The sequence below is a fragment of the Rhodocista pekingensis genome (genome assembly GCF_042665545.1).
Lineage (GTDB): Bacteria > Pseudomonadota > Alphaproteobacteria > Azospirillales > Azospirillaceae > Rhodocista > Rhodocista pekingensis.
Genome location: NZ_JBHTCM010000018.1, coordinates 105,640 through 127,661, shown reverse-complemented (window position 1 = coordinate 127,661; position 22,022 = coordinate 105,640). Strand labels below are relative to the sequence as shown.

At 72.1% G+C, this 22,022-nt stretch carries 19 protein-coding genes; 14 read left to right on the top strand and 5 right to left on the bottom strand.

Annotation, left to right across the window (positions count from 1 at the left end):
- Window positions 1-88 precede the first annotated feature (88 nt).
- On the bottom strand, window positions 89-2,359 hold the full coding sequence (locus ACFQPS_RS16010; protein ID WP_377360221.1) for an NADP-dependent malic enzyme: 2,271 nt from the start codon (window positions 2,357-2,359) through the stop codon (window positions 89-91).
- Between the two features lie 172 nt (window positions 2,360-2,531).
- Here ACFQPS_RS16010 and ACFQPS_RS16005 point away from each other — a divergent pair, with 172 nt between their 5' ends.
- From ACFQPS_RS16005 to ACFQPS_RS15990, 4 genes are all read left to right on the top strand, one after another.
- Window positions 2,532-2,777, top strand: a complete 246-nt coding sequence (locus ACFQPS_RS16005; protein WP_377360220.1) for a hypothetical protein — start codon at window positions 2,532-2,534, stop codon at window positions 2,775-2,777.
- 188 nt (window positions 2,778-2,965) lie between these two features.
- Window positions 2,966-3,964 (top strand): NAD(P)H-dependent flavin oxidoreductase, encoded by a 999-nt coding sequence (locus tag ACFQPS_RS16000; RefSeq protein WP_377360219.1) that lies wholly within the window; start codon window positions 2,966-2,968, stop codon window positions 3,962-3,964.
- Window positions 3,965-4,062: 98 nt separating this feature from the next.
- A complete protein-coding gene (locus ACFQPS_RS15995) occupies window positions 4,063-5,244 on the top strand; it encodes a CaiB/BaiF CoA transferase family protein (protein ID WP_377360218.1) in 1,182 nt (393 codons plus the stop codon).
- A 150-nt stretch (window positions 5,245-5,394) separates the two neighbouring features.
- A complete protein-coding gene (locus ACFQPS_RS15990; protein WP_377360217.1) occupies window positions 5,395-5,586 on the top strand; it encodes a YgaP family membrane protein in 192 nt (63 codons plus the stop codon).
- Window positions 5,587-5,772: 186 nt separating this feature from the next.
- On the opposite strand, the gene ACFQPS_RS15985 is transcribed toward ACFQPS_RS15990, so the two are convergent.
- Both ACFQPS_RS15985 and ACFQPS_RS15980 read right to left on the bottom strand, forming a co-directional pair.
- Window positions 5,773-6,891 (bottom strand): alpha/beta hydrolase, encoded by a 1,119-nt coding sequence (locus ACFQPS_RS15985; protein WP_377360216.1) that lies wholly within the window; start codon window positions 6,889-6,891, stop codon window positions 5,773-5,775.
- A complete protein-coding gene (locus ACFQPS_RS15980; protein ID WP_377360215.1) occupies window positions 6,878-7,912 on the bottom strand; it encodes an ABC transporter ATP-binding protein in 1,035 nt (344 codons plus the stop codon). The genes ACFQPS_RS15985 and ACFQPS_RS15980 overlap by 14 nt, the downstream gene beginning before the upstream one ends.
- Before the next feature lie 405 nt (window positions 7,913-8,317).
- Here ACFQPS_RS15980 and ACFQPS_RS15975 point away from each other — a divergent pair, with 405 nt between their 5' ends.
- On the top strand, window positions 8,318-8,506 hold the full coding sequence (locus tag ACFQPS_RS15975; RefSeq protein ID WP_377360214.1) for a zinc-finger domain-containing protein: 189 nt from the start codon (window positions 8,318-8,320) through the stop codon (window positions 8,504-8,506).
- A gap of 26 nt (window positions 8,507-8,532) precedes the next feature.
- Here ACFQPS_RS15975 and ACFQPS_RS15970 read toward each other — a convergent pair whose 3' ends face one another.
- A complete protein-coding gene (locus tag ACFQPS_RS15970) occupies window positions 8,533-9,423 on the bottom strand; it encodes a CAP domain-containing protein (protein ID WP_377360213.1) in 891 nt (296 codons plus the stop codon).
- A 185-nt stretch (window positions 9,424-9,608) separates the two neighbouring features.
- On the opposite strand from ACFQPS_RS15970, the gene ACFQPS_RS15965 reads away from it, so the two are divergent.
- The 6 genes from ACFQPS_RS15965 to ACFQPS_RS15940 all read left to right on the top strand — a co-directional run bounded on the left by ACFQPS_RS15965 (window position 9,609) and on the right by ACFQPS_RS15940 (window position 17,912).
- Window positions 9,609-10,031: a CBS domain-containing protein gene (locus ACFQPS_RS15965; protein WP_377360212.1), complete on the top strand. Its 423-nt coding sequence runs from the start codon at window positions 9,609-9,611 to the stop codon at window positions 10,029-10,031.
- Window positions 10,032-10,048: 17 nt separating this feature from the next.
- Complete coding sequence (locus tag ACFQPS_RS15960) at window positions 10,049-11,833, top strand: SLC13 family permease (protein WP_377360211.1); 1,785 nt, start codon at window positions 10,049-10,051, stop codon at window positions 11,831-11,833.
- Window positions 11,834-12,018: 185 nt separating this feature from the next.
- Window positions 12,019-12,348, top strand: coding sequence for a hypothetical protein (locus tag ACFQPS_RS15955; protein WP_377360210.1), 330 nt, complete (start codon window positions 12,019-12,021; stop codon window positions 12,346-12,348).
- A 350-nt stretch (window positions 12,349-12,698) separates the two neighbouring features.
- Window positions 12,699-13,259 (top strand): hypothetical protein, encoded by a 561-nt coding sequence (locus ACFQPS_RS15950; protein WP_377360209.1) that lies wholly within the window; start codon window positions 12,699-12,701, stop codon window positions 13,257-13,259.
- Window positions 13,260-13,542: 283 nt separating this feature from the next.
- Window positions 13,543-14,634, top strand: coding sequence for an efflux RND transporter periplasmic adaptor subunit (locus tag ACFQPS_RS15945; RefSeq protein WP_377360208.1), 1,092 nt, complete (start codon window positions 13,543-13,545; stop codon window positions 14,632-14,634).
- A 116-nt stretch (window positions 14,635-14,750) separates the two neighbouring features.
- Window positions 14,751-17,912 (top strand): efflux RND transporter permease subunit, encoded by a 3,162-nt coding sequence (locus ACFQPS_RS15940; protein ID WP_377360207.1) that lies wholly within the window; start codon window positions 14,751-14,753, stop codon window positions 17,910-17,912.
- 40 nt (window positions 17,913-17,952) lie between these two features.
- Here the strand turns inward: ACFQPS_RS15940 and ACFQPS_RS15935 are convergent, their stop codons facing one another.
- Window positions 17,953-18,969, bottom strand: a complete 1,017-nt coding sequence (locus ACFQPS_RS15935; protein WP_377360206.1) for an SDR family oxidoreductase — start codon at window positions 18,967-18,969, stop codon at window positions 17,953-17,955.
- 284 nt (window positions 18,970-19,253) lie between these two features.
- On the opposite strand from ACFQPS_RS15935, the gene ACFQPS_RS15930 reads away from it, so the two are divergent.
- The 3 genes from ACFQPS_RS15930 to ACFQPS_RS15920 all read left to right on the top strand — a co-directional run bounded on the left by ACFQPS_RS15930 (window position 19,254) and on the right by ACFQPS_RS15920 (window position 22,018).
- On the top strand, window positions 19,254-19,808 hold the full coding sequence (locus ACFQPS_RS15930) for a hypothetical protein (protein ID WP_377360205.1): 555 nt from the start codon (window positions 19,254-19,256) through the stop codon (window positions 19,806-19,808).
- A 44-nt stretch (window positions 19,809-19,852) separates the two neighbouring features.
- Entirely contained in the window at window positions 19,853-20,380 is a 528-nt protein-coding gene (locus ACFQPS_RS15925; protein ID WP_377360204.1) for a hypothetical protein, read from the top strand.
- A gap of 189 nt (window positions 20,381-20,569) precedes the next feature.
- Window positions 20,570-22,018, top strand: a complete 1,449-nt coding sequence (locus tag ACFQPS_RS15920) for a coniferyl aldehyde dehydrogenase (RefSeq protein WP_377360203.1) — start codon at window positions 20,570-20,572, stop codon at window positions 22,016-22,018.
- Window positions 22,019-22,022: the final 4 nt, after the last annotated feature.

Sequence of the window (22,022 nt, the reverse complement as noted above, 5' to 3'; positions counted from 1 at the left end):
CGAAATTTCATTCCCGGCCCGGCCCGGCCCGGCCCGCCCCGCCCCGGCCCGCGCCGCCCCGGCCCGCCCACCGGGGCCGGGCAGGCGCCTACCAGGCCAGGGCGTCGTGCGCGGCCAGCACCGCGGCGGTGACCATGTCGTTCGCCGTGGCCCCCATCTGGACGATCTGCACCGGCCGGTCCAGCCCGATCAGCAGCGGCCCGACCAGCGTGCCGCCGCCCATCTTCTGCAACATCTTGGCGCCGATGTTGGCGGCGTGCAGGCCCGGCATGATCAGCACGTTGGCCGGGCCGGAGAGGCGGCAGAACGGGTAGAGCCGGCTCATCAGCTCGAAATCCAGCGCCACGTCGGCCGACATCTCGCCATCGTACTCGAAATCCACCGACCGGCCGTCCAGCAGGGCCACGGCATCGCGCACATGCTGCGCCCGCTGGTGCATCGGCTGGCCGAAGTTGGAGAAGGAGAGGAAGGCCACGCGCGGTTCGTGCCCCATCTGCCGCGCCGTGCGGGCGGACTGGATGGCGATGTCGGCCAGTTCCTCGGCGCTGGGCTGCTCATGCACGGTGGTGTCGGCGATGAAGACGGTGCGCGCCCGGCTGGCCAGCACCGACAGGCCGAAGACGACATGGTCGGGCTGCGGGTCCACGACGCGGGCGATGTCCTCGAAGGAGACGGCGAAGCTGCGGGTCAGCCCGGTGACCAGGGCGTCGGCGTCGCCCAGCGCCACCATGCAGGCGCCGAAGACGTTGCGGTTCTGGTTCACCAGCCGCTGGCAGTCCCGGTACAGCATGCCGCGCCGTTGCAGCCGGCCGTAGAGGAAGTCGGAGAAGCCGTCGTTGAGCCGGGAGACGCGGGCGTTGTGGATCTCCAGCGGCTCGATGGCGCCCAGGCCCAGGCTGGCGATCTGCTCGACGATCACCTCCTCGCGCCCGATCAGCACCGGCGTGCCGTAGCCGGCGGTGCGGAAGGCCAGGGCGGCGCGGATCGTCCGCTCCTCCTCGCCCTCGGCGAAGACGACCCGCTTGGGGTTGGCCTTCACCTTCTCGAAGATGAGCTGGAGGCTGTCCGAGGTGGGGTCGAGGCGCAGGCGCAGGGAGCGGCCGTACTCCTCCATGTCCACGATGGGCTTGCGGGCGACGCCCGACTCCATGGCCGCCCGCGCCACCGCGGCCGGGATCTTGACGATCAGGCGCGGGTCGAACGGGACGGGGATGATGTACTCCGGACCGTAGCGCAGCCGCCGGCCGGCATAGGCGGCGTCCACCTCGTCCGGCACGTCCTCGCGCGCCAGTTCGGCCAGGGCGCGGGCGGCGGCGATCTTCATCGCCTCGTTGATGGTGCTGGCCCGCACGTCCAGGGCGCCGCGGAAGATGTAGGGGAAGCCCAGGACGTTATTGACCTGGTTGGGATAGTCGCTGCGGCCGGTGGCGACGATGGCGTCCTTGCGGACGGCGCGCACCTCCTCCGGCGTGATCTCCGGGTCGGGGTTCGCCATGGCGAAGATGATCGGCTTCGGCGCCATGCCGCGGACCATCTCCCGCGTCACCGCCCCCTTCACCGAGAGACCCATGAAGACGTCGGCCCCCTCCAGCGCCTCGGCCAGGGTGCGGGCGTCGGTCCGGATGGCGTGGGCCGACTTCCACTGGTTCATGCCCTCGGTGCGGCCCTGGTAGACCACCCCCTTGGTGTCGCACAGGGTCACGTTCCCGTGCGGCATGCCCATGGCCTTGATCAGCTCGACGCAGGCGATGGCCGCGGCGCCGGCGCCGTTCACCACCATCCGCGTGTCCGCCATGCTGCGGCCGGTCAGCTCCAGGGCGTTGATCATGCCGGCCGCGGCGATGATGGCGGTGCCGTGCTGGTCGTCGTGGAAGACCGGGATGTCCATCAGCTCGCGCAGGCGCTGCTCGATGATGAAGCAGTCCGGCGCCTTGATGTCCTCCAGGTTGATGCCGCCGAAGCTGGGGCCCAGGAAGCGCACGCAGTTGACGAAGTCGTCCACGTCGCGGGTATCGACGCAGAGGTCGATGCCGTCCACGTCGGCGAAGCGCTTGAACAGGACGGCCTTGCCCTCCATCACCGGCTTGGAGGCAAGCGCGCCCAGGTCGCCCAGGCCGAGCACGGCCGTGCCGTTGGAGATCACGGCCACGAGGTTGCCCTTGGCCGTGTAGTCGTAGGCGGTGGAGGGATCGGCATGGATGCGCAGGCAGGGCTGGGCCACGCCGGGCGAGTAGGCCAGGGACAGATCGCGCTGTGTCGTCAGGGGCTTGGTGGGGGTGACCTCCAGCTTTCCGGGGCGGCCGCCGCTGTGCAGCAGAAGGGCCTCCTCAGTCGTGATCCGGTTGTCGCTGTCGGCCATATACGCTCGCTCCTGAGGCTCATCGCCTAATTTTCTTCTCCGCCGGACCATCCGGCGTTGTCGTTCCGAATAACAGACTACAGGGCCGCGCCACACCCTGCCAGAGCGGGATGCGGAAGCGAGGGTTGCGAAACCGCTTGTCGCTTTAACCCTGAGCGAAGAAACTGACCCCATGGTCAGACCGAGCCGCCGGCCCCCTGTCGCAGCCGCACCGCCCCGGATCGAGGGGGCGGACCCCGACGCGCGCCTGCGGGCGCTGGCGGAGGCGGAGGACGATGTCCGCCAGGGCCGAACCGTCGGGCACGATACGGTGCGCGACTGGCTGGCGCGCGCCGCCGCCGCCGCCCGGACCGGAACGCCGCTGCCGCCTCCGCCGGTGGCCCGAGGCGGCAATTCCATGGACAAGCGGTGCGGATAGTCCGGACCCGGAGCGCGTAGCAATCCGGCGGACGAGGTGCGCGTCCTGCGTGTCTGGCACGGGGCGCAGCGGCGCTGACCGGCCCGCCTTACGGACAGGCGGGCCGCGGGCCCTTGTGATCCGGCCGGCAGGCCGGAACAATCCGCCGCCGCAATCGACGGCCGCAAGAAGAACGCCCGGGAGGACCCATGCCGATCCCCAGCCTGTTCCAGGGCAAGCTCGCCCTCCCCGTGATCGGGGCGCCGATGTTCATATGCAGCTACCCTGCGCTGGTCGCGGCGCAGTGCAAGGCGGGCGTCGTCGGCACCTTCCCCAGCCTGAACGCCCGGCCGCTGGCCCAGCTCGACGCGTGGCTGGGCGACCTGACCGCCGAGCTGGACGCCTTCCGCGCCGCCCATCCGGGCCGGCCGGTGGCGCCGTTCGGCGTCAACCTGATCGTCCACCGCTCCAACACCCGGCTGGCCGAGGATGTGGAGCTGGTGGTGCGGCACAGGGTGCCGTTCGTCATCACCTCCGTCGGCGCGCCGACGGAGATCGTGCCGCGCATCCATTCCTACGGCGGCATCGTCTTCCACGACGTCACCAACGTGAAGCACGCGCGCAAGGCGCTGGCGGCGGGCGTGGACGGGCTGATCCTGGTCTGCGCCGGGGCCGGCGGCCATGCCGGCACGCTGTCGCCCTTCGCCCTGCTGCCGGAGGTGCGGGAGTTCTTCGACGGGCCGATCGCGCTGTCGGGCTCGATGTCCTCGGGCCGGGCGGTGCGCGCGGCGGAGGTGCTGGGCGCCGACTTCGGCTACATGGGGACCCGCTTCATCGCCACGGCCGAGGCCAACGCCAAGCCCGGCTACAAGCAGATGATCGTCGAGTCGAGCGCGACCGACATCGTCTACACCCCGGCCTTCAGCGGCATCCCCGGCAACTATCTGGCCCCCAGCATCGCCGCCAACGGGATCGACCCGGCCAACATCACGGGCGGGCTGGAGCGGCCGGACATGGATCTGGCCAACCGCGACGAGTCCCGGGAGGCGAAGGCCTGGAAGGACATCTGGTCCGCCGGCCAGGGCATCGGCACCATCCATGACGTGCCCACGGTGGCCGAACTGGTCGCCCGCCTGACCGCCGAATACGAGGAGGCGTGCCGCCTGCCCGCCTCCCCCGCCCGGCCGCAGGCGCTGGCGGCGGAGTAGCGGCGGCCCCCCACGACCGGCCCAACACGACCGGCCCAACACGACCGGCCCATACGACTGGCCCCCCACGACTGGCCCCACCCGCGGGAAGGACCCCCATGCGCGCCAAGCCCCTGGCCGGACTCACCGTGCTCGACCTGACCCGGCTGCTGCCGGGGCCGATGTGTACCCAGCATCTGGCCGACCTCGGCGCCGACGTGCTGAAGGTGGAGGACCCGGCGGGCGGCGACTATGCCCGCTGGATGGGCCAGCGGCAGAAGGTCAACTCGACCAGCTTCCTGCTGTTCAACCGCAACAAGCGGTCGCTGACCCTGGACCTGAAGAAGCCGGAGGCGCAGCAGATCCTGCTGAAGCTGGCCGCCGATGCCGATATCGTGGTGGAGGGCTTCCGCCCCGGCGTCGCCGACAGGCTGGGCGTGGGCTATGCCGCCGTGCGGGCGCTGAACCCCAAGGTGGTCTATGCCAGCATCACCGGCTACGGCCAGGACGGTCCCTGGGCGCAGCGGGCCGGGCACGACATGAACTACCTTGCCCATGCCGGGGTGCTGGACCAGACGGGCACGGCCGGCGGGCCGCCGGCCCTGTCCAACTTCCAGATCGCCGATCTGGCCGGCGGCTCGCTCTCCGCCGTCATGGGCATCCTCGCGGCGCTGGTGGATGCGCAGCGGACCGGCCAGGGCCGGCATGTGGACGTGGCGATGACCGACTGCGTGCTGGCGCACACGGTGGTGGCGCTCTCCACCCTGAACGCCGGCCAGGGGGCGGAGCCGCGCGGCCAGGGCCGGCTCAGCGGCGGCCAGCCCAACTACGGCGTCTATGAGACGGCGGACGGCCGCTGGCTGGCGGTAGGGGCGCTGGAACAGAAGTTCTGGAGCGCCTTCTGTGCCGCCATCGGCACGCCGGAACTGGAAGGGCTGGGCTATGCCACCGGAGCGGAGGGCGAGCGCGTCCGCGCGGCCGTGGCGGAGCGGGTGCGCGCCCGCCCGCTGGCCGACTGGGCGGCGGTTTTCGCCGGCGTGGACGCCTGCGTCAGCCCCGTGCTGACCCCGGAGGAGGCGCTGGAGAGCGAGCAGGCCCGTGGCCGCGGCCTAGTGGTGGAGCACGACCATCCGGTGGAGGGGCCGGTGCGGCAGTACGCCTTCCCGATCCGCATGACCGACTTCGCCTTCAGCATCGACCGCCCCGCCCCGATGCAGGGCGAGCACACGGCCGAGGTGCTGGCCGGGCTGGGCTACGGGCCGGAGGAGCTGGCCCGGCTGAAGGCCGAAGGCGTGGTCTGACCCCCGGAACCGGCCGGGGCGGCCCCCGGTCCCGGCTTGACGATTCTCAATTACTTCACCCATTCGAAGGAATAGATATTCGCCCGGTCGCAACGGCGGCCGGCTCCCGCCCCGGGACAGGCCGGCACGCCCTTCCTGGAGGTGAGTGAGATGGTGACGAATGTCGGTTCCCTGGACCGCGCCCTGCGTTTCGTGATCGCGCTGGCCCTGCTGTCGCTGCTGGTGCTGCTGGAGGGCAATGCCCGCTGGCTGGGCCTGATCGGGCTGGTGCCGCTGACCACGGCGACGCTGCGCTGGTGCCCGCTCTACACGATCTTCGGGATCAACACCGGCGCCCGCTGAGCCCCGCCGGTTCCCCGGGCGGCCCGCACAGGGCCGCCCCCCGGCTCCCCCGTAGGTCGGCCCGTAGGTCGGAGCGAGCGCGCAGCGCGAGGGCCGACACCAGAGACGGCCGACACCCGAGACGCACCCGGAACCGACGTCGGCCCGCGCTCCGCGCGCGCCGACCTATGCCCTGTCTCCGCCCCCTCAGGGCACCGGCGGCGCTTCCAGGGGGGAGGAGGGTTCGTCGTCGGTCGCCGTCGGGTCCGCCGCCGCGCCGTCGGGGGCGGGGTCCAGCAGGGTGAGCACGCGGGGATTGCGGTCGGCCCCGCTGGGCAGGGCCGCGTGCGGATCGGCGATCCAGGCCAGCACGTCGCGCCACACCGTCTCGGCGTTCAGGTCGCGCAGCAGCAGGTGCCAGCCGTGCGGATAGAGGGCCAGCCGCGGCCCGTGCCGCGGCGGTTCGGCCAGCGGCAGCCGGCGCATGGCGCGGCTGCGCGGCTCCACCGGGATGACCTGCTCGTTCTCCCCGTACAGCACCAGGGCCGGCACGGCCAGCTGCTCGGCCCCCGCCATCGCCTGGTCCATCAGGTCGGTCAGGCCGCGCACGGCGTCCACCCGGGTCTCCTTCAGCACCAGCGGGTCGCGGCCCAGGGCGCGCAGCACCTCGATATTGTCGGAGGCCTGGATGTCCAGCCCGCGCGGCGGGCTGAGCTTCAGCCAGGGCACCGTCCAGCCCGCCACCGAGAGCGCCCAGCGCTGGTAGAAGGGCATGGTGTCCCGGCTCCACACCGCCGGCGCGGACAGCAGCAGCCCGGCGATCCCCGGCGGCAGGTCGCGGCCGGCGAAGGCGGCCAGCAGCACGGCCCCGCCCATGCTCTCCCCCAGCAGATAGAGCGGCACGCCGGGATAGGCGGCGTTCAGCGCCGCGGCGGCGTCCAGCACGTCCTGGGTGAGGGTGTCGCTGCCCGGCCAGATGCCCGGCCGGCCGCTGCCGCCGAAGCCGCGCTGGTCGTAGGCATAGGTGGCGACGCCGTGCGCCGCCCAGAAGCGGGCGGGACTGTCGAAGGCGTTGGAATAGTCGTTGAAGCCGTGCAGCGCCAGGATCACCGCCCTGGGCTTGCCGGCCGGCAGCCAGTGGCGCAGCGGCAGGGCCTCCCCGTCGGCGGTGCGGAAGGTCTCCGCCTCCAGTGTCGGGGCGGCCACCCGCGGCCCCATCGGTTGCAGGGTCGGGGCGCAGCCCGCCAGCACGAGCGCCAGCAGCAGCGCCGGGAGGAGGACCCACGCCCGGCGGCGCGGGAGGGAACCGCGCTCAGCGGTACTCATCGTCGTGGGCGGTGGCCGCGGCGGCGGCCTGGGGCGCCCGGGTCAGTTGCAGGAACAGGTCCTCCAGGTCGGACTCGACCGTCGTCAGGTCCACGATGGACAGGCCGGCGGCGGAGACGGCCCCCAGAATGTCGCCCACCCGCGCCCGGCTGGGCCGGTAGCGGATGACGATGCGGCGGGAGCCCTGGAGTTCGGCGTCGCAGGCGGCCAGCGCCTCGGGCAGCGCGTCCACGTCCTGGCCGAGATGCACGACCAGTTCCTTCTGGTCCAGCCGCTTCAGGAGCTGCTGCTTGCTGTCACAGGCGACGACCTGGCCATGGTTGACGATGGCAATGGTGTCGCACAGCTGCTCCGCTTCCTCCAGGTAGTGCGTCGTCAGCACCACCGTGGTGCCGGCCCGGTTCAGTTCGCGCACATGCGCCCAGAGGGACTGGCGCAGCTCCACGTCCACGCCGGCGGTGGGCTCGTCCAGCACCAGCACGGGCGGGGCGTGGACCATGGCCTTCGCCACCATCAGCCGCCGGCGCATGCCACCGGAGAGGGTGCGGGCATAGGCGTCGGCCTTGTCCTGCAAGCCGACCGCCTCCAGCAGCCGGTCGGTCTGGCGCTCCCGCTTCGGCACGCCGTAGAGGCCGGCCTGGAGATCCAGGATCTCCCGCGGGGTGAAGAACGGGTCCAGGTTCAGCTCCTGCGGCACCACGCCGATGGCGGCGCGGGCGCTGCGCGGGTCCTGGTCGATGTCGATGCCCCAGATCCGGGCCGTGCCGCTGGTCTTGTTCACCAGCCCGGCCAGGATGTTGATGAAGGTGCTCTTGCCCGCCCCGTTCGGCCCCAGCAGGCCGTAGAGGGAACCGCGCGGGATGCTGAGGGAGATGCCCTTCAGCGCCTCCTTCGCGGGGGCGCGGCCGGTGCCCTTGTAGATCTTGCGCAGGTCATGGACCTCGACCGCCTGGTCGGGCGGCAGCACCGCGCCGGCGGGGGCCCCGGAACCGGCGGCGGGGGGCAGGGTCATGTCGGGCATGGGCGGCCTGGCTTCCTGAACGGTCGGGTGATGTCCGCGGCTGACGGGTTCGGACCGGCGGGGCATCGGTCCGGTCCGGCAGGCATGGCCGGGACCGCCCCCCCGAGAGGCGCGACATCCGGGGATGGCGTAACATCGCTTCCGCCGGCCGGTCAATCGCCCGCGTCCCGGCCGGCGGCTCCGGCCCCGGGATTGTCCCTCTCCCCGCCCCGCCCGCTGCCCTGGCAGCCACCCCGCCCGCTGCCCTGGCCGCCACCCTGACCGGAAGCGCCGGCCGCGGGCGGTTGATCGGAGCGGACGCTCGGGTATGATGCCGGCCGCAGCGCCGGAGGCCAGGCTGACGGCCGGGCCGGGGACGGAAACACCGGGCCGGAAGAACCGGGCGCGAAAAAAGGGAGAGAGGCCATGCAACCGCTTGAGATCATCCATGTGGACGATGCGACGGTCGGCTGCGACGGCGGCGGCGGCGCGCTGGGCCACCCGCTCGTCTATCTGCCGCTGGGCGCGAAGGGCGAGGTGGACTGCCCCTATTGCAGCCGCCGCTACGTGCTGAGCGAGGAAGGCCGCCGGCACGCCCACGCCGCGGGGCATTGATCCGGCCCGCCCTTGATCCTGCCGGTTCAGCCGACCCGGACGATCGGGCCGGGGGCGATCTCGTAATGCGCGCCGGACGCCGTGCGCTCGCGCAGGAAGGCGTAGAGGCTGCGGTAGATGCCCGGCGCGGCCGGCGTCCGCGCGTCGGCCAGCGGCACCGTGTCCACGGCGACCGGCCCGTCCGTCGGCGGGCCGAAGCCGACCCGGTCCGGCATCCCCTCCGCGAACTGGCGCGCCACGGGCGGCAGCGGCCGCCCCGCCTCCAGCACGGCCGGCATCGGTCCGGCCAGCAGGGCGGCGCGCTGGGCGAAGAGCTGCACCACCACGAAGCCGTCGCCGTCCGCCACCGCCCCCATGCCGGCATGGGTCCAGCGTCGTTCCAGGATGTTGCGCCGGTGGCCGGGGGACTCCATCAGGCTGTCCACGGCGACGCTGCCGGCAGCCTCCCGCCCGGACGGCGGGAGACGGCTGCTCTGGAACAGGTTCTCGCCCGCCGGCCCGACCAGCCGCCGGTGCAGCAGCCCGATCCGCTGCCCCGGGCCGCGCCCCTGCGGATCGGTGTGCGACAGCCCGGCCCGGGTGATGTGGGCGGCGTAGAAGCGGGCGATCCAGCGCAGCCGTTCGTCCGGCACCAGGGGAGCGACCCCGGCGGCGTCGCGCCTGTCGGCGGTGGCGCGCCGCACCGCCTCCTCGACCTCGGGCAGAAGGTCGGTGGCGGCCTCGCGGTAGGACTGGAAATCGTCGAGGCAGGCGGTCGGGTCCAGGGGGTCCGCGCCGGCCTCCTGCCCCGCGCCCTGCCCTACCCCTTGCCCGGCCGCAGGCCGCAGCCCCTGCCCGGCCGCCGGCCGCAGCCGGCCCGGCAGCGCCAGCAGCCCCGCCCCGCCCAGGGCAGCCGCCAGCAGCGCCCTGCGGGCCACCGGCCTGCCCGCCGCTTCCCGGTCCCGGCCCGTTTCCGCCCCGCATCGCCGCATCGCCCTCTCCCGCTGCCGGCCCGGCCTGGAACGCCGGCCCGGGGACCCGTGTTGACCCCCGCCGGGCGTAGCCCGGCTTGAAACACCCGCCGGGCGGCTCGCCCGGACTTGCCGGTAACGGAGACGAGGCCATGAGGGTCGCCGAGATCATGACCCGGGACGTGCATTTCCTGAGTCCCGACACCAGCGTGCAGCAGGCCGCCCGGCTCATGGCAGAGCTGGACACCGGTGCGCTGCCGGTGGGAGAGGCGGCCGACCTGCGCGGCATCCTGACCGACCGCGACGTGCTCATCCGGGTCGTGGCACAGGGCCGCGATCCCGCCACCACCCCGGTGGACGCGGTGATGTCCTCCGACCTGCTGACCTGTACGGCCGACGAGTCCGTGGAAGCCGTCGTGCGCCGCATGGAGTCCCGTCAGGTGCGGCGTGTGCCGGTGCTGGAGGGGGGCCGCGTCGTCGGCATGCTGGGGGCGCGCGCGATCCTGTCCGCAGCCGGGGCGGCGACCGGAGCGCCGGTCGGGGAGGAACCGGGCGGGCGGGGGCCGCTGCGGTGACGCCGGAGGCTCCCGGCATGCCCACGGGCGACCAGCTCATCGTCTTCGGCATCCTGGCCGGGGCGCTCGCGCTCTTCATCTGGGACCGGCTGCGCTACGATCTGGTGGCGATGCTGGCCCTGGTGGCCGCGGTCGTGCTGGGGGTGGTGCCGGGGGAGAAGGCGTTCTCCGGCTTCTCCGATACCGCCGTCGTCACCGTGGCGGCGGTGCTGGTGCTCAGCACGGCAATCCGCAATTCCGGGCTGGTCGATGCGGCGCTGCGGCCACTGGGTCCGCTGCTGCGCGGGCCGGATGCGCAGGTGCTGATCCTGGCCGGCATGGTCGCCACCCTGTCGGCCTTCATGAACAATGTCGGCGCGCTGGCCGTGTTCCTGCCGGTGGCGCTGCGGGTGGCGCAGCGCAGCGGGCGCTCCCCGGCGGAACTGCTGATGCCGCTGTCCTTCGCCTCGCTGCTGGGCGGACTGATCACGCTGGTGGGCACGCCGCCCAACATCCTGATCTCCGGGGTCCGGCGCGACATGCTGGGCGAGGGCTTCGCCATGTTCGACTTCGCGCCCGTCGGGCTGGGCGTCACCGCAGCGGGGCTGCTGATCGTCGCCGTCGGCTGGCGGCTGCTGCCGCGGCACCGACGGGGTCAGGGCGACCCGCAGGACAAGTTCCGGATCGAGGACTACACGATGGAGGTGCGGCTGCCCGAGGGCTCGCCCTTCGTCGGCCGCACCGTGCGGCAGCTCGAGGACGAGGGCGAGGGCGACGTCACCGTCGCCGCCGTGGTGCGCGAGGGCTTCCGCCGCTACGTGCCGCACGGGCACTGGACGCTGCTGGCCGACGACATCCTGCTGCTGGAGGGCGATCCGACCATCGTGAAGCGGGTGGCGGATGCCGCCGGGCTGGTGCTGGAGGACGACGGCGACGACACCCCGCCGCTGGCCGCCGGCGATGGCTACGGCGTCGTCGAAGCGGTGGTGACGGAGACCTCCCCCGTCGTCGGCTGCTCGCCGGCGGAGCTGCGGCTGCGCCACCGCTACGGCGTGAACCTGCTGGCCATCGGCCGGCACGACCGCACCGCCATCACCCGGCTGAAGCGGGTGAAGCTGCAACCGGGCGACGTCATCGTCCTGCAAGGGCCGCTGGCGGACATGCCGGACACGCTGGCGGCGCTGGGCTGCCTGCCGCTGGCCGAGCGCAATCTCCAGCTCGGCAAGCCCGGCAACCGGGTGCTGCCGGCCGCGGTGATGGCGGCGGCCGTGCTGCTGGCGGCGCTGGGCCTGCTGCCGGTGGCGGTCGCCTTCGTGGCCGCCGTGCTGGTGCTGGTGCTGACCCGGGCGCTGGCCCTGCGCGAGGTCTACGGCAGCATCGAATGGCCCGTGATCGTGCTGCTGGGCGCCCTGATCCCGGTCAGCAACGCGCTGCGCGACACCGGCGGCACCGAGGTGATCGCCGGCTGGCTGTCGCTGGCGGTCAGCGGCGTGCCCCCGGTCGTCGCCCTGGCCCTGATCATGGCGGCGACGATGCTGGTCACGCCGGTGCTGAACAACGCCGCCACGGTGCTGGTGATGGCCCCCATCGGGGTGGGGCTGGCCCAGCATCTGGGCCTGAACCCCGACCCGTTCCTGATGGCCGTGGCGGTCGGGGCCAGCAGCGACTTCCTGACCCCCATCGGGCACCAGTCGAACACGCTGGTGATGGGGCCCGCCGGCTACCGCTTCAGCGACTACTGGCGGCTGGGGCTGCCTTTGTCGCTGACCGTGCTGGCGGTCGGCGTGCCGCTGATCGCCCTGGTCTGGCCGCTGACCGGCTGAGACCCGCCTGCCCGGGCGATGCCCCCGGCAAGACACGCCCCGGAAATGCGGCCATGGCGACGCAGCGGGTACACCGCCGTTGCACCGCCGGGAATCCCGACTCTATAGTCTCAGGCACAAGAGCTTGTCTGATTCTATACTTGTTAACCGCAAGTGAACGCCCGGAAACCGGGGGTGCGAGAGCCGTGAGTCCTTTACCACCGAACCAGACCCTGGCCCCCGGCCAGGGGCGGCCGGTCAGGCTTCCCATCGGCAAGCTGCCCTTCGTGGGCGTGCGCCGCGACGGACAGCTTGGCTTCTGGGTGCTGCCGCCCCAGGCGGAGGATGCCGACCTGCGTCTGGCCGGGCGGACCTATGCGGCCTGGTTCCTGCTGTATGCGGAGGTCAACGGGCAGACGGCGGCGCGCGATCTGCTGGACCGGATCGAGCGCGAGATGCCGTCGCGCTATGGGCGCCTGGACCGCGCCTTCCTGGAGGAGATCGGCCACCGCGGCTATGAGCTGAGCGCGGCCTGAGTCGGACGTCGTCAGGGCCTGAAACGCAACGGCCCGTCCGGGGGGCTCGGACGGGCCGCGCGACGACCGGCAGCCGGCGCGGGAAGCCGGACAGCCGGTCGCGGACCAAGGGGGCCGCCGAGGGGGTCCCGTCGGGTCCGGCAGGCAAACGCCGCCCCCCGGTCCCGGTTCCTCTGTTCCGATCCTGTGTCCCGATAATGTCTCCGCCGGGGACGGTGTCCCGGGGCGGTCGCCGCCGGGCGGCCCCCGCCCCCTACCTCCTTTGTGCCGGAGAGCCGTAAAGCAAGCCTTAATCGGGCCGGCTCCAGAGTCGCGGCCGTTCCTGGTCGGACTTTCGGGGAAGGCGTGCGATGACCTGTATCGTCGGTCTGGTGGAAGGCAGCACGGTCTGGATGGGCGGCGACAGCGCCGGGGTGGCGGGGCTGGACATCAGCCTGCGCGCCGATCCCAAGGTGTTCCGCAACGGCGACTTCCTGGTCGGCTTCACCAGTTCCTTCCGCATGGGCCAGCTTCTGCGCTTCCGCCTGCGCCCGCCGGTGCGGCGGCCGGACCAGGACCTGTTCCACTACATGGTCTGCGAGTTCGTGGAGTCGGTGCGGATCTGCCTGAAGGAAGGCGGCTTCGCCCACCGCTCCAACGATGTGGAGACGGGCGGCTTCTTCCTGGTGGCGACGGAGGGGCGGCTGTTCTCCATCCAGGACGATTATCAGGTCAGCGAGTTCAGCCGCGGCTTCCATGCGATCGGCTGCGGGGCGCACTATGCGCTGGGTTCGCTCTACACCACCCGCGATCTGCCGGCGGAACAGCGGGTGCGGCTGGCGCTGGAGACGGCGGAGCATTTCTCCGGCGGGGTGCGCGCGCCCTTCACCGTGGAGCAGGTGGGGCCGGCCTGCCTGACCCTCGCCGCCTGACCCTCGCCACCTGACGGGCAGGCGATCCCGCTTCTTTGCTGCATTGTAACGGGCCGGGCGACGTTACCGAACGGTAACCACGCGGGAGTGGCATGAGGGGGGCGGCTCGGGGTACGCAAGTGTGCGGTCCGACCCTGGAGACGCACGAGTATTTCACGGACGCAGCCCCCCGCGGCAGTGAAACGCTTGAACAATCCGGGGTTCGGGCCAATTCTGAGCCACCGGCCGCCGGCCCCCGTGTCGGCGGCGCTCATCACCCCAAGCCTCGGAACCGGACCTGACCATGCGCCTTGCCTGGCAGATCGCGACCGTCGCCGCCCTTACCCTTGCCGCCGGCGGCATCTGGTATGCGGCGGCCGGTCGCCAGGACACCGCCCAGCAGAGCGGGCCCCAGATCCGCCCCACCGCCGTGGTCGCCGCCGCCGCGACGACGGGCGACATCCCCGTCACCTTCGATGCCATCGGCACCCTGCGCGCCAACGAAGCGGTCACCGTCACCTCCAAGCTGACGGGCATCGTCTCGAAGATCTCCTTCACCGAAGGGCAACGGGTCAAGACCGGCGACGTGCTCGTGGAGCTGGACGCGACGGAGGCGAAGGCCGAGCTGGCCGTCGCCGAGTCGCAGCGCCGCACCGTGGCGCAGGAGCTGGAACGGGCCATCGCGCTGCTGGGCCGGCAGGCCGTGGCGCAGGCCCGGGTGGATGATCTGCGCGTCGAACTCCAGGGGGCGGAGGCACGGTTCAACGCTGCCCGCGCCCGGCTCCAGGATCTGACGATCCGCGCCCCCTTCGCCGGCGTGGCCGGCCTGCGCCATGTCAGCCCCGGCGCCCTGGTCCGTCCGGGCGACGAGGTGACGACACTGGACGACATCGGCACCGTGAAGCTGGACTTCTCCGTGCCGGAGGCGGCGCTGCGCCGGCTGGCCGTGGGCCAGTCCATCGCCGCGCGCACCACCGTCTTCCCCGACCGCGCCTTCACCGGCGTGATCGGCGCCGTCGATACCCGTGTCGATCCGGTCACCCGGACCCTGACCCTGGTGGCCGAGATCCCCAATGACGACTTCCTGCTGAAGCCGGGCCTGTTCATGAACGTCCGGCTGCTGCTGGACGAGCGCAAGGGCGTGGTCCTGATCCCGGAAGAGTCGCTGGTCCCGGTCGGCGACCGCCAGTACGTCTTCGCCGTGAAGAACGGCCGGGTCGAGCGCCGGCTGGTCGTCATCGGTGCGCGCCAGTCCGGCGTGGTCGAGGCGGTGGAGGGCGTGGCCGAGGGGGAACTGGTCATCACCCGCGGCACCCAGAAGGTGCGCGAGGGCTCGCCCGTGGCGGCCGAGATCGTGCCGATGCGCCTTCCCGGCCCCGCCGGCACCCAGAGCTGACCGGCAGCGGTCGTCCGGCAGGGGGCCGTCCCGGCGGGCCCCCCGCCCGTTCCCGGCCCCCCGGGGTCCGCCGGTCCTGAAGTCCGCCAGGGTCCACGCCCGCAAGGAAACGCCCCATGGTCCTGTCCGACGTCTCGATCCAGCGCCCCGTCCTGGCCTTCGTGCTGAGCGCCGTCCTGGTCGTGTTCGGCCTGCTGGGCTATGACAGCCTGCCGGTGCGGGAACTGCCGCGGATCGACCCGCCCGTCGTCTCCGTGGACACCTCCTACCCCGGCGCCAGCGCCGAGGTGGTGGACAACGAGATCACGGAGCGGATCGAAAGCGTCGTCAACGGCATCGAAGGCATCCGCACGATCCGCTCCCGCTCGCGCGAGGGCAGCTCCAGCGTCTCCATCGAGTTCGAGCTGACGCGCGACATCGACGGGGCCGCCAACGACGTGCGTGACCGCGTCTCCCGCGTCGTGGACAACCTGCCGGAGGAGGCCGATCCGCCGGAGGTGACGAAGGTCGACAGCGACAGCCAGCCGATCATGTGGATCACGCTGACCAGCGACCGCATGAACCAGCTTGAGCTGACCGACTATGTCCGGCGCTACTATCTGGACACGCTGAACACCGTCCCCGGCGTCGCCAGCATCCGCATCTCCGGCCGGCGCGACTTCGCCATGCGGGTCTGGCTGGACCGCGACGCCATGGCCGCCCGCGGCGTCACCGTGCGCGACGTGGAGACCGCCATCCGGCGGGAGAACACCGAGCTTCCGGCCGGCCGCATCGAATCCTCCCAGCGCGAATTCACCGTCCGCACCGACACGCGCCTGTCCACGCCCGGCCAGTTCGCCGCCATCGTGGTGCGCCAGGACGGCGCCAACCTGGTCCGCATCGGCGACGTGGCGCGGGTGGAGGTCGGCCCGCGCGACGACCGCGGCGACTTCCGCCTGAACGGCACCCAGGCCGTGGGCATGGGCATCCAGCGCCAGTCCACCGCCAACACGGTGGAGGTGTCGCAGGCCGTCCACGCCGTGCTGGACCAGTTCCGCGCCTCGCTGCCGCCGGGCATGGCGCTGGAGGTCCGGCAGGACGACGCCGTGTTCATCAACCAGTCGATCTACGAGGTCTTCCACGCCATCGGCGTCGCCATCCTGCTGGTGGTGCTGGTCGTCTGGGTCTTCCTGCGCACGGCGCGCGCCACCATCATCCCGGTGGTCGCCATCCCGGTATCGCTGGTCGCCGCCTTCGGCGTGCTGGCGCTGCTGGGCTATTCCATCAACGTGCTGACCCTGCTGGCCTTCGTGCTGGCGGTCGGGCTGGTGGTGGACGATGCCATCATCGTGGTGGAGAACGCCGCCCGCCGTATCGAGGAGGGCGAGCCGCCGCTGCTGGCGGCCTTCCGCGGGGCGCGGCAGATCGGCTTCGCGGTGATCGCCACCACCCTGGTGCTGCTGGCGGTGATCTTCCCGCTGACCATGCTGGACAACGAGCAGGGCCGCCTGCTGCGTGAGTTCGCCGTGGCGCTGATGGCGGCCGTGGGCTTCTCCTGCGTCGTCGCCCTGACGCTGTCGCCCATGCTCTGTTCCAAGCTGCTGCGGGTGCATGACGAGGGCAACCGCTTCTTCGTGGCGACGGAGAAGGTGTTCACCGGCATGTCCAGCCTCTACGGCCGGACGCTGCGCGCCGCCCTGGGGGCGCCGCTGCTGGTGCTGGCCCTGTTCGCCGCCGCGGTGGGCGGGCTGGTGGTGACCTACCAGTCGCTGGAGAGCGAGCTGGCCCCGCAGGAGGACCGCGGCGTCTTCCGCATCTCCGTGCAGACGCCGGAGGGCTCCACCCTCGACTTCACCAACCGCGAGGTCATGGCGGTGGAGACGCTGCTGGAGCCCTACCTCGCCAGCGGGGAGGTCAATTCCGTTCTCACCATCCTGGCCCCCGGCTGGGGCGGTGGCTCGGGCGTCAACCGCGCCATGCTGGTGGTGCGGACCCCGCCCTGGGACGAGCGCAGCCGCGGCGTGCAGGAGATCGTCGCCGAGCTGATGCCGAAGATGGCGCAGATCCCCGGTGCGCGCATCAACCCGCAGATCCCCTCGGGCCTGGGCCTGCGCGGCGGTGGTTCCAACCAGATCCAGTTCGTGCTGCGCGGCAACACCTATGATGAGCTGGCGGAATGGCGCGACGCCATCATCTCCCGCCTCCAGGAATACGGCCGCATCTCCACCCTGATCGCCGACTTTGACGAGACCAAGCCGCAGCTCCGCGTGCAGGTGGACCGCGACCGCGCGTCGGACCTGGGCATCGGCATCTCCGACATCGGCTCCACGCTGGAGACGATGATGGCGGAGCGCCAGGTCACCCGCTATCTGGACCGCGGCGAGGAATACGACGTCGTGCTGCGCGCCGAGGCGGACCAGCGCTCGAACCCGCGCGACCTGTCGAACATCTACATCCGCGGGTCCAAGACGGACCAGCTCGTGCCGCTGGCCAACCTCATCCAGATCAGCGACATCGCCGGGGCGACGGAGCTGAACCGCTACGACCGGCTGCGCTCCATCACCATCACCGGCACGCTGGAGCCCGGTCTGACCATGGGCGAGGCCATCGACATGGTGCGCGCCGCGGCGGCGGAGATGCTGCCGCCGGAGGCGCAGCTCGCCTTCGAGGGCGCGGCGCGGCAGCAGCTCGAGGCGTCGTCCTCCATCTTCTTCGCCTTCGGCATGGCGCTGCTGGTGGCGTTCCTGGTGCTGGCGGCGCAGTTCGAGAACTTCCGCATGCCGCTGATCATCATCCTGGCCGTGCCGCTGGCCCTGTTCGGCGGCGTGCTGGCCATGGCGCTGACCGGCATGACCGACAACATCTACACCCAGATCGGGCTGATCCTGCTGGTCGGGCTGATCTGCAAGAACGCCATCCTGATCGTGGAGTTCGCCAACCAGCTCCGCGACGAGGGGCTGGCGATGCGCGAGGCGGTGGTCGAGGCGTCCAAGCTGCGCCTGCGCCCCATCCTGATGACCAGCATCGCCACCGTGTTCGGCGCCCTGCCGCTGGCCCTGGCCGAGGGGGCCGGGGCGGAGTCCCGCATGGCGATCGGCTGGGTCATCGTCGGCGGCGTCACCGTCGGCACGCTGCTGTCGCTCTACGTGACGCCGCTGCTCTACAGCCTCGCCGCCCACGGGGTTCAGCCGGTCGGCGCCATCCGCCGCCGGCTCCAGGACCTCGACAGCCAGTATGCCGAGCATGGCCCCGCCACCGGGCAGGAACCCCGGGGCGGGCACGGCGCTGCGGCGGAGTGAGCCGCGGGCCGCGTCCGGTGGCCGCCGGACGGCGGCGGGATCAGAGCACGCGGCCGTGCTTCTGGTAGCGGTACCAGGCGGCAGCCCCCAGGGGGACCGCCAGGGCCAGCAGGCCCGCAGCACCGATGCCGGCGGCGTGGCCGCCATTGCCGCCGGTGCGGTGCTGCCGCTCGATCCAGCCGCCGCGCATGCCCGTGCCCTCGGGCATCGGACGCAGCACGCCGCCCTCGGTGGCGGGGCGGGTGCTGTCCTGGAACAGACTCCGCCGCGTCATCCGGGCCAGGCCGCGCTCCAGCGCCCCCTGCCCCACGGCCATGCCCATCTCCAGCACCCAGGGCGGGATGCCGACGCCGACCTCCCGCCGCGGCCGGAAAGCGAGGCCGAGGATGGCACGGGCCACCTTCTCCGGCGGCGTCGCCGGCTCCAGCGCCTGCACGTCGCGGCCGGTATGGTTCGCCGCGTGCTGCCAGAAGGGCGTGTCGATCGGGCCGGGCAGGACGGAGCAGAGATGGATGTCGTCCAGCCCCTCCAGGTGCAGTTCCTGCCGCACCGTCTCGACGAAGCCCAGCACGGCGTGCTTCGCCGCCACGTAGGGCGACTGGTAGGGCGTCGGCACGCGGCCGGCGATGCTGGCCGTGGTGATGAGGATGCCGCGGCCGCGCTCGCGGAAATGCGGCAGCACGGCCCGGAAGCCGTTGACCACGCCGTAGAAGGTCGAGTTCACGACATTGGCGAAGACCTCCGGCGGGGTCTGCTCGAACGTGCCGAAGCTGGCGATGCCGGCATTGTTGACCCAGATGTCGATGCCGCCATAGGCGTCGATGGCCCGGTCGGCGAGGTGCCGGACCTGGGCCGCGTCGCGCACGTCGGTCGGCACCACCATGGTCCGGCCGCCGTCACGGATCACCATTTCCGCCGTCCCGTGCAGGCCCTGCTCGCGCCGGGCCGCCAGCACCACCGTCGCCCCTTCGCGGGCGAAGGCGTCCGCGGTGGCCTTGCCGATGCCGCTGGATGCGCCGGTGATGACGACGACCTTGTCGCCCAGGCGATCCGCCATGGTGTCCTCCGTTGTTCCGTGGCCAGGGACCGCGTCACGGCGGGCGTCACGGCGGTCGGCTTCCCAACAGGCCGGGGCGGACATGGTTTCCCGCCGCCGGACGACGGTCCGGGATCTGCCATGGCGCATCGACGCGCCAGGACCCGCATGGTATAGAACCCCTGCTGCTGCGGATTTCCCCCTCTGCAACCTGTCGAACCCAGCCCGCGTCCGGAATAATCGGTGGCCGTTCCGGGCTTTTGACTGCTTGCAGTCGCGTGGCCACATGATCGGGACGGATCGACGTGTGGCTGGAAGGCTTCAGTATTAACCTGTTCATTTTCACGGTGCTGGGGGCCTGCGGGATGGTCTCGGCGGCACTGATGCGACAGGTGCGCCTTGTCGTCGGCCGCCGGATGCAGGCGACCCTGGAACTCCGCAACGAGCGGATGCGCCGCCGCTACGATCAGATGCGCGCCACGCATGAGGCGGCGGTCGCCCGCATCGCGGAACTGGAGACGGAGCGGCGCATGACCGTCGGCCAGATCCAGGAGATGAAGCGCCGCCTGCTGGCCGCGAAGCAGGAGAGTTTCGAGATCGTCCACGAGCTGGGGGAACCCGGGGGCGACCGCCGCCCCTTCGTCGGCGACATGACGCTGGGACCGATGCTGACGGTGGGGCGCGTCCATTCCGGCGACAGCCGGGTGCGCGGCCTGCGCCATGTGCTGGAGGTCTGGGCCGCCACCCCGGCGGAGGCGACGCGGCTGGCACGGCTGGCCTTCGCACCGGACGCCGGCTTCACCGTCCCGCCCTTGCAGCCCGCCGTCCCCGGCAGGCCCGCCCGCAAGGCGGCCGAGTGACGGGGTCCGAGTGACGGGGACCGAGTGACGGGGCCGAAGCGACCATGATCCTGAACCTGATCCTGCTGCTGCTGTTCGTGCTGGCGCTGGTGCAGTTCGCCGTCACCCTGCGCCGGATGGAGGGCGACCGGGCCGACCGCCACCGCGCCACCGCCCGGCTGGAGGGGGAGCACCGGGCACTGAAGGAGGTCTGCGCGGAGGTGCAGCAGCGGCAGGCCCAGGCCGACGCCGCCATCACCGAGGCGGAGGCCGAGCTGACCCGCCTGAAGGAGCTGCGCGCCGATGCCGAGGCGGAGCTGCACGCCGCCCAGCAGATGCCCAGGCAGCGGCTCCACATGATCGACCGCGCCGGTCTGGTCCATCAGCGCCTGTGGGAAGTGACGGTGGTGAATGACGGACAGGGCAGCCTGCGGGCGGGGCCGCCGCCGGCGCAGGCCGGGGACTGGGCGGCCGGCCGCATCTGCCTGATCGGCGCCGCCACCGAGCGCGACGCCCGCCACCGCATCGAAACGCGGTTCCCTTCGGCCCAGGGCTATCGCATCATCGGCGTGCAGCGCTTCCGCCGCGGCTGATCGCCGCGACACCCGCCCCGCGGACGGCCACCCCCCGCACGGCCACCCCGCGGACGGCCACCTCGCGGACGGCCACCTCGCGGACGGAGTGCCGGACGGACCGGATGCGCGCTTGCCGTGTGTGCCGACACGGCCAACATCGACAACAGCCGGGCCGGCCGGAGCGGGACCCGGACAGGGAGGAACGCCATGACCGATGCCGTGATCGATTTCCCGGTACAGGACGCCCGCACGGGCGACCGCCGGCTGTCCCAGCTTCTCGACGCCCAGCGCAATGCCTACCTGCTGCACGGCCCCCTGTCGGAGGAACGCCGCGCCGCCGCCCTGGACGGTCTCCATCAGGCGGTGCTGAAGTACCAGGAGGCGCTGGTCGAGGCCGTGCGCCAGGATTTCGGCCACCGCTCCCCGCATGAGACGCGGCTGGCCGACATCTTCTCCACCCTGAGCGCCATCCGCCATGCCCGGAAGCATTTCCGGCGCTGGATGAAGCCGCAGCGCCGGCCCATCGCCCTGACCTTCCAGCCCGGCCGCGGCCGCGTGCTGTACCAGCCGCTGGGCGTGGTCGGCATCATCAGCCCCTGGAACTACCCGATCCAGCTCGGCCTGACGCCGCTCGCCGCGGCGATCGCCGCCGGCAACCGGGTGATGCTGAAGCCGTCGGAGTACACCCCGGCCACCGCCGCCCTGCTGGAGCGGGTGCTGGCGGAGGTGTTCGAGCCGGTGGAGGTCGCCGTCGTGCAGGGTGGGGCCGAGGTGGCGCAGGCGTTCAGCCGGCTGCGCTTCGACCATCTGCTGTTCACCGGCTCCACCCCCGTCGGCCGCCACGTCATGCGGGCGGCGGCGGAGAATCTGGTGCCCGTCACCCTGGAGCTGGGCGGCAAGTCGCCCACCATCGTGGCCGCGGACTATCCGCTGGACAAGGCGGCGGAGAGCATCGCCGGCGGCAAGCTGTTCAATGCCGGCCAGACCTGCATCGCGCCGGACTATGTGCTGCTGCCGCGCGGCCGGGAGGAGGCGTTCATCGCCGCCTACCGCGCCGCCGTCACCCGCTTCTATCCGCGGCTGGAGACGAACCCCGACTACACCGCCATCGTGAACGACCGCCACTACCAGCGCCTGACCGGCCTGCTGGAGGACGCGAAGCGCCGCGGCGCGCGGGTGGAGACGATCAATCCCGGCAACGAGGTGCCGGACCCGGCCCGGCGCAAGCTGCCGCCGACGCTGCTGACCGGCGTGCCGGACGAGGCGGCGGTGATGCGGGAGGAGATCTTCGGCCCGATCCTGCCGCTGGTCCCCTATGACAGCCTGGAACAGGCCTACGCCTACATCAACGACCGGCCGCGGCCGCTGGCGCTCTACCTCTACAGCCATGACGAGGGCGTCGTGGACCGCACGCTGGAGCGCACCGTCTCGGGCGGCGTCACCGTCAACGACACGCTGCTGCACGTCGCGCAGGAGGAGCTGCCCTTCGGCGGCGTCGGCGAGAGCGGCATCGGCGCCTACCACGGGGAGGCCGGGTTCCGCACCTTCAGCCACGCCAAGTCCGTGTTCCACCAGTCGCGGCTGAACGGCACCGGCCTGATGCGCCCGCCCTACGGCGCGAAGATGGAGCGGCTGCTGAAGTTCCTGATCCGCTGACCCC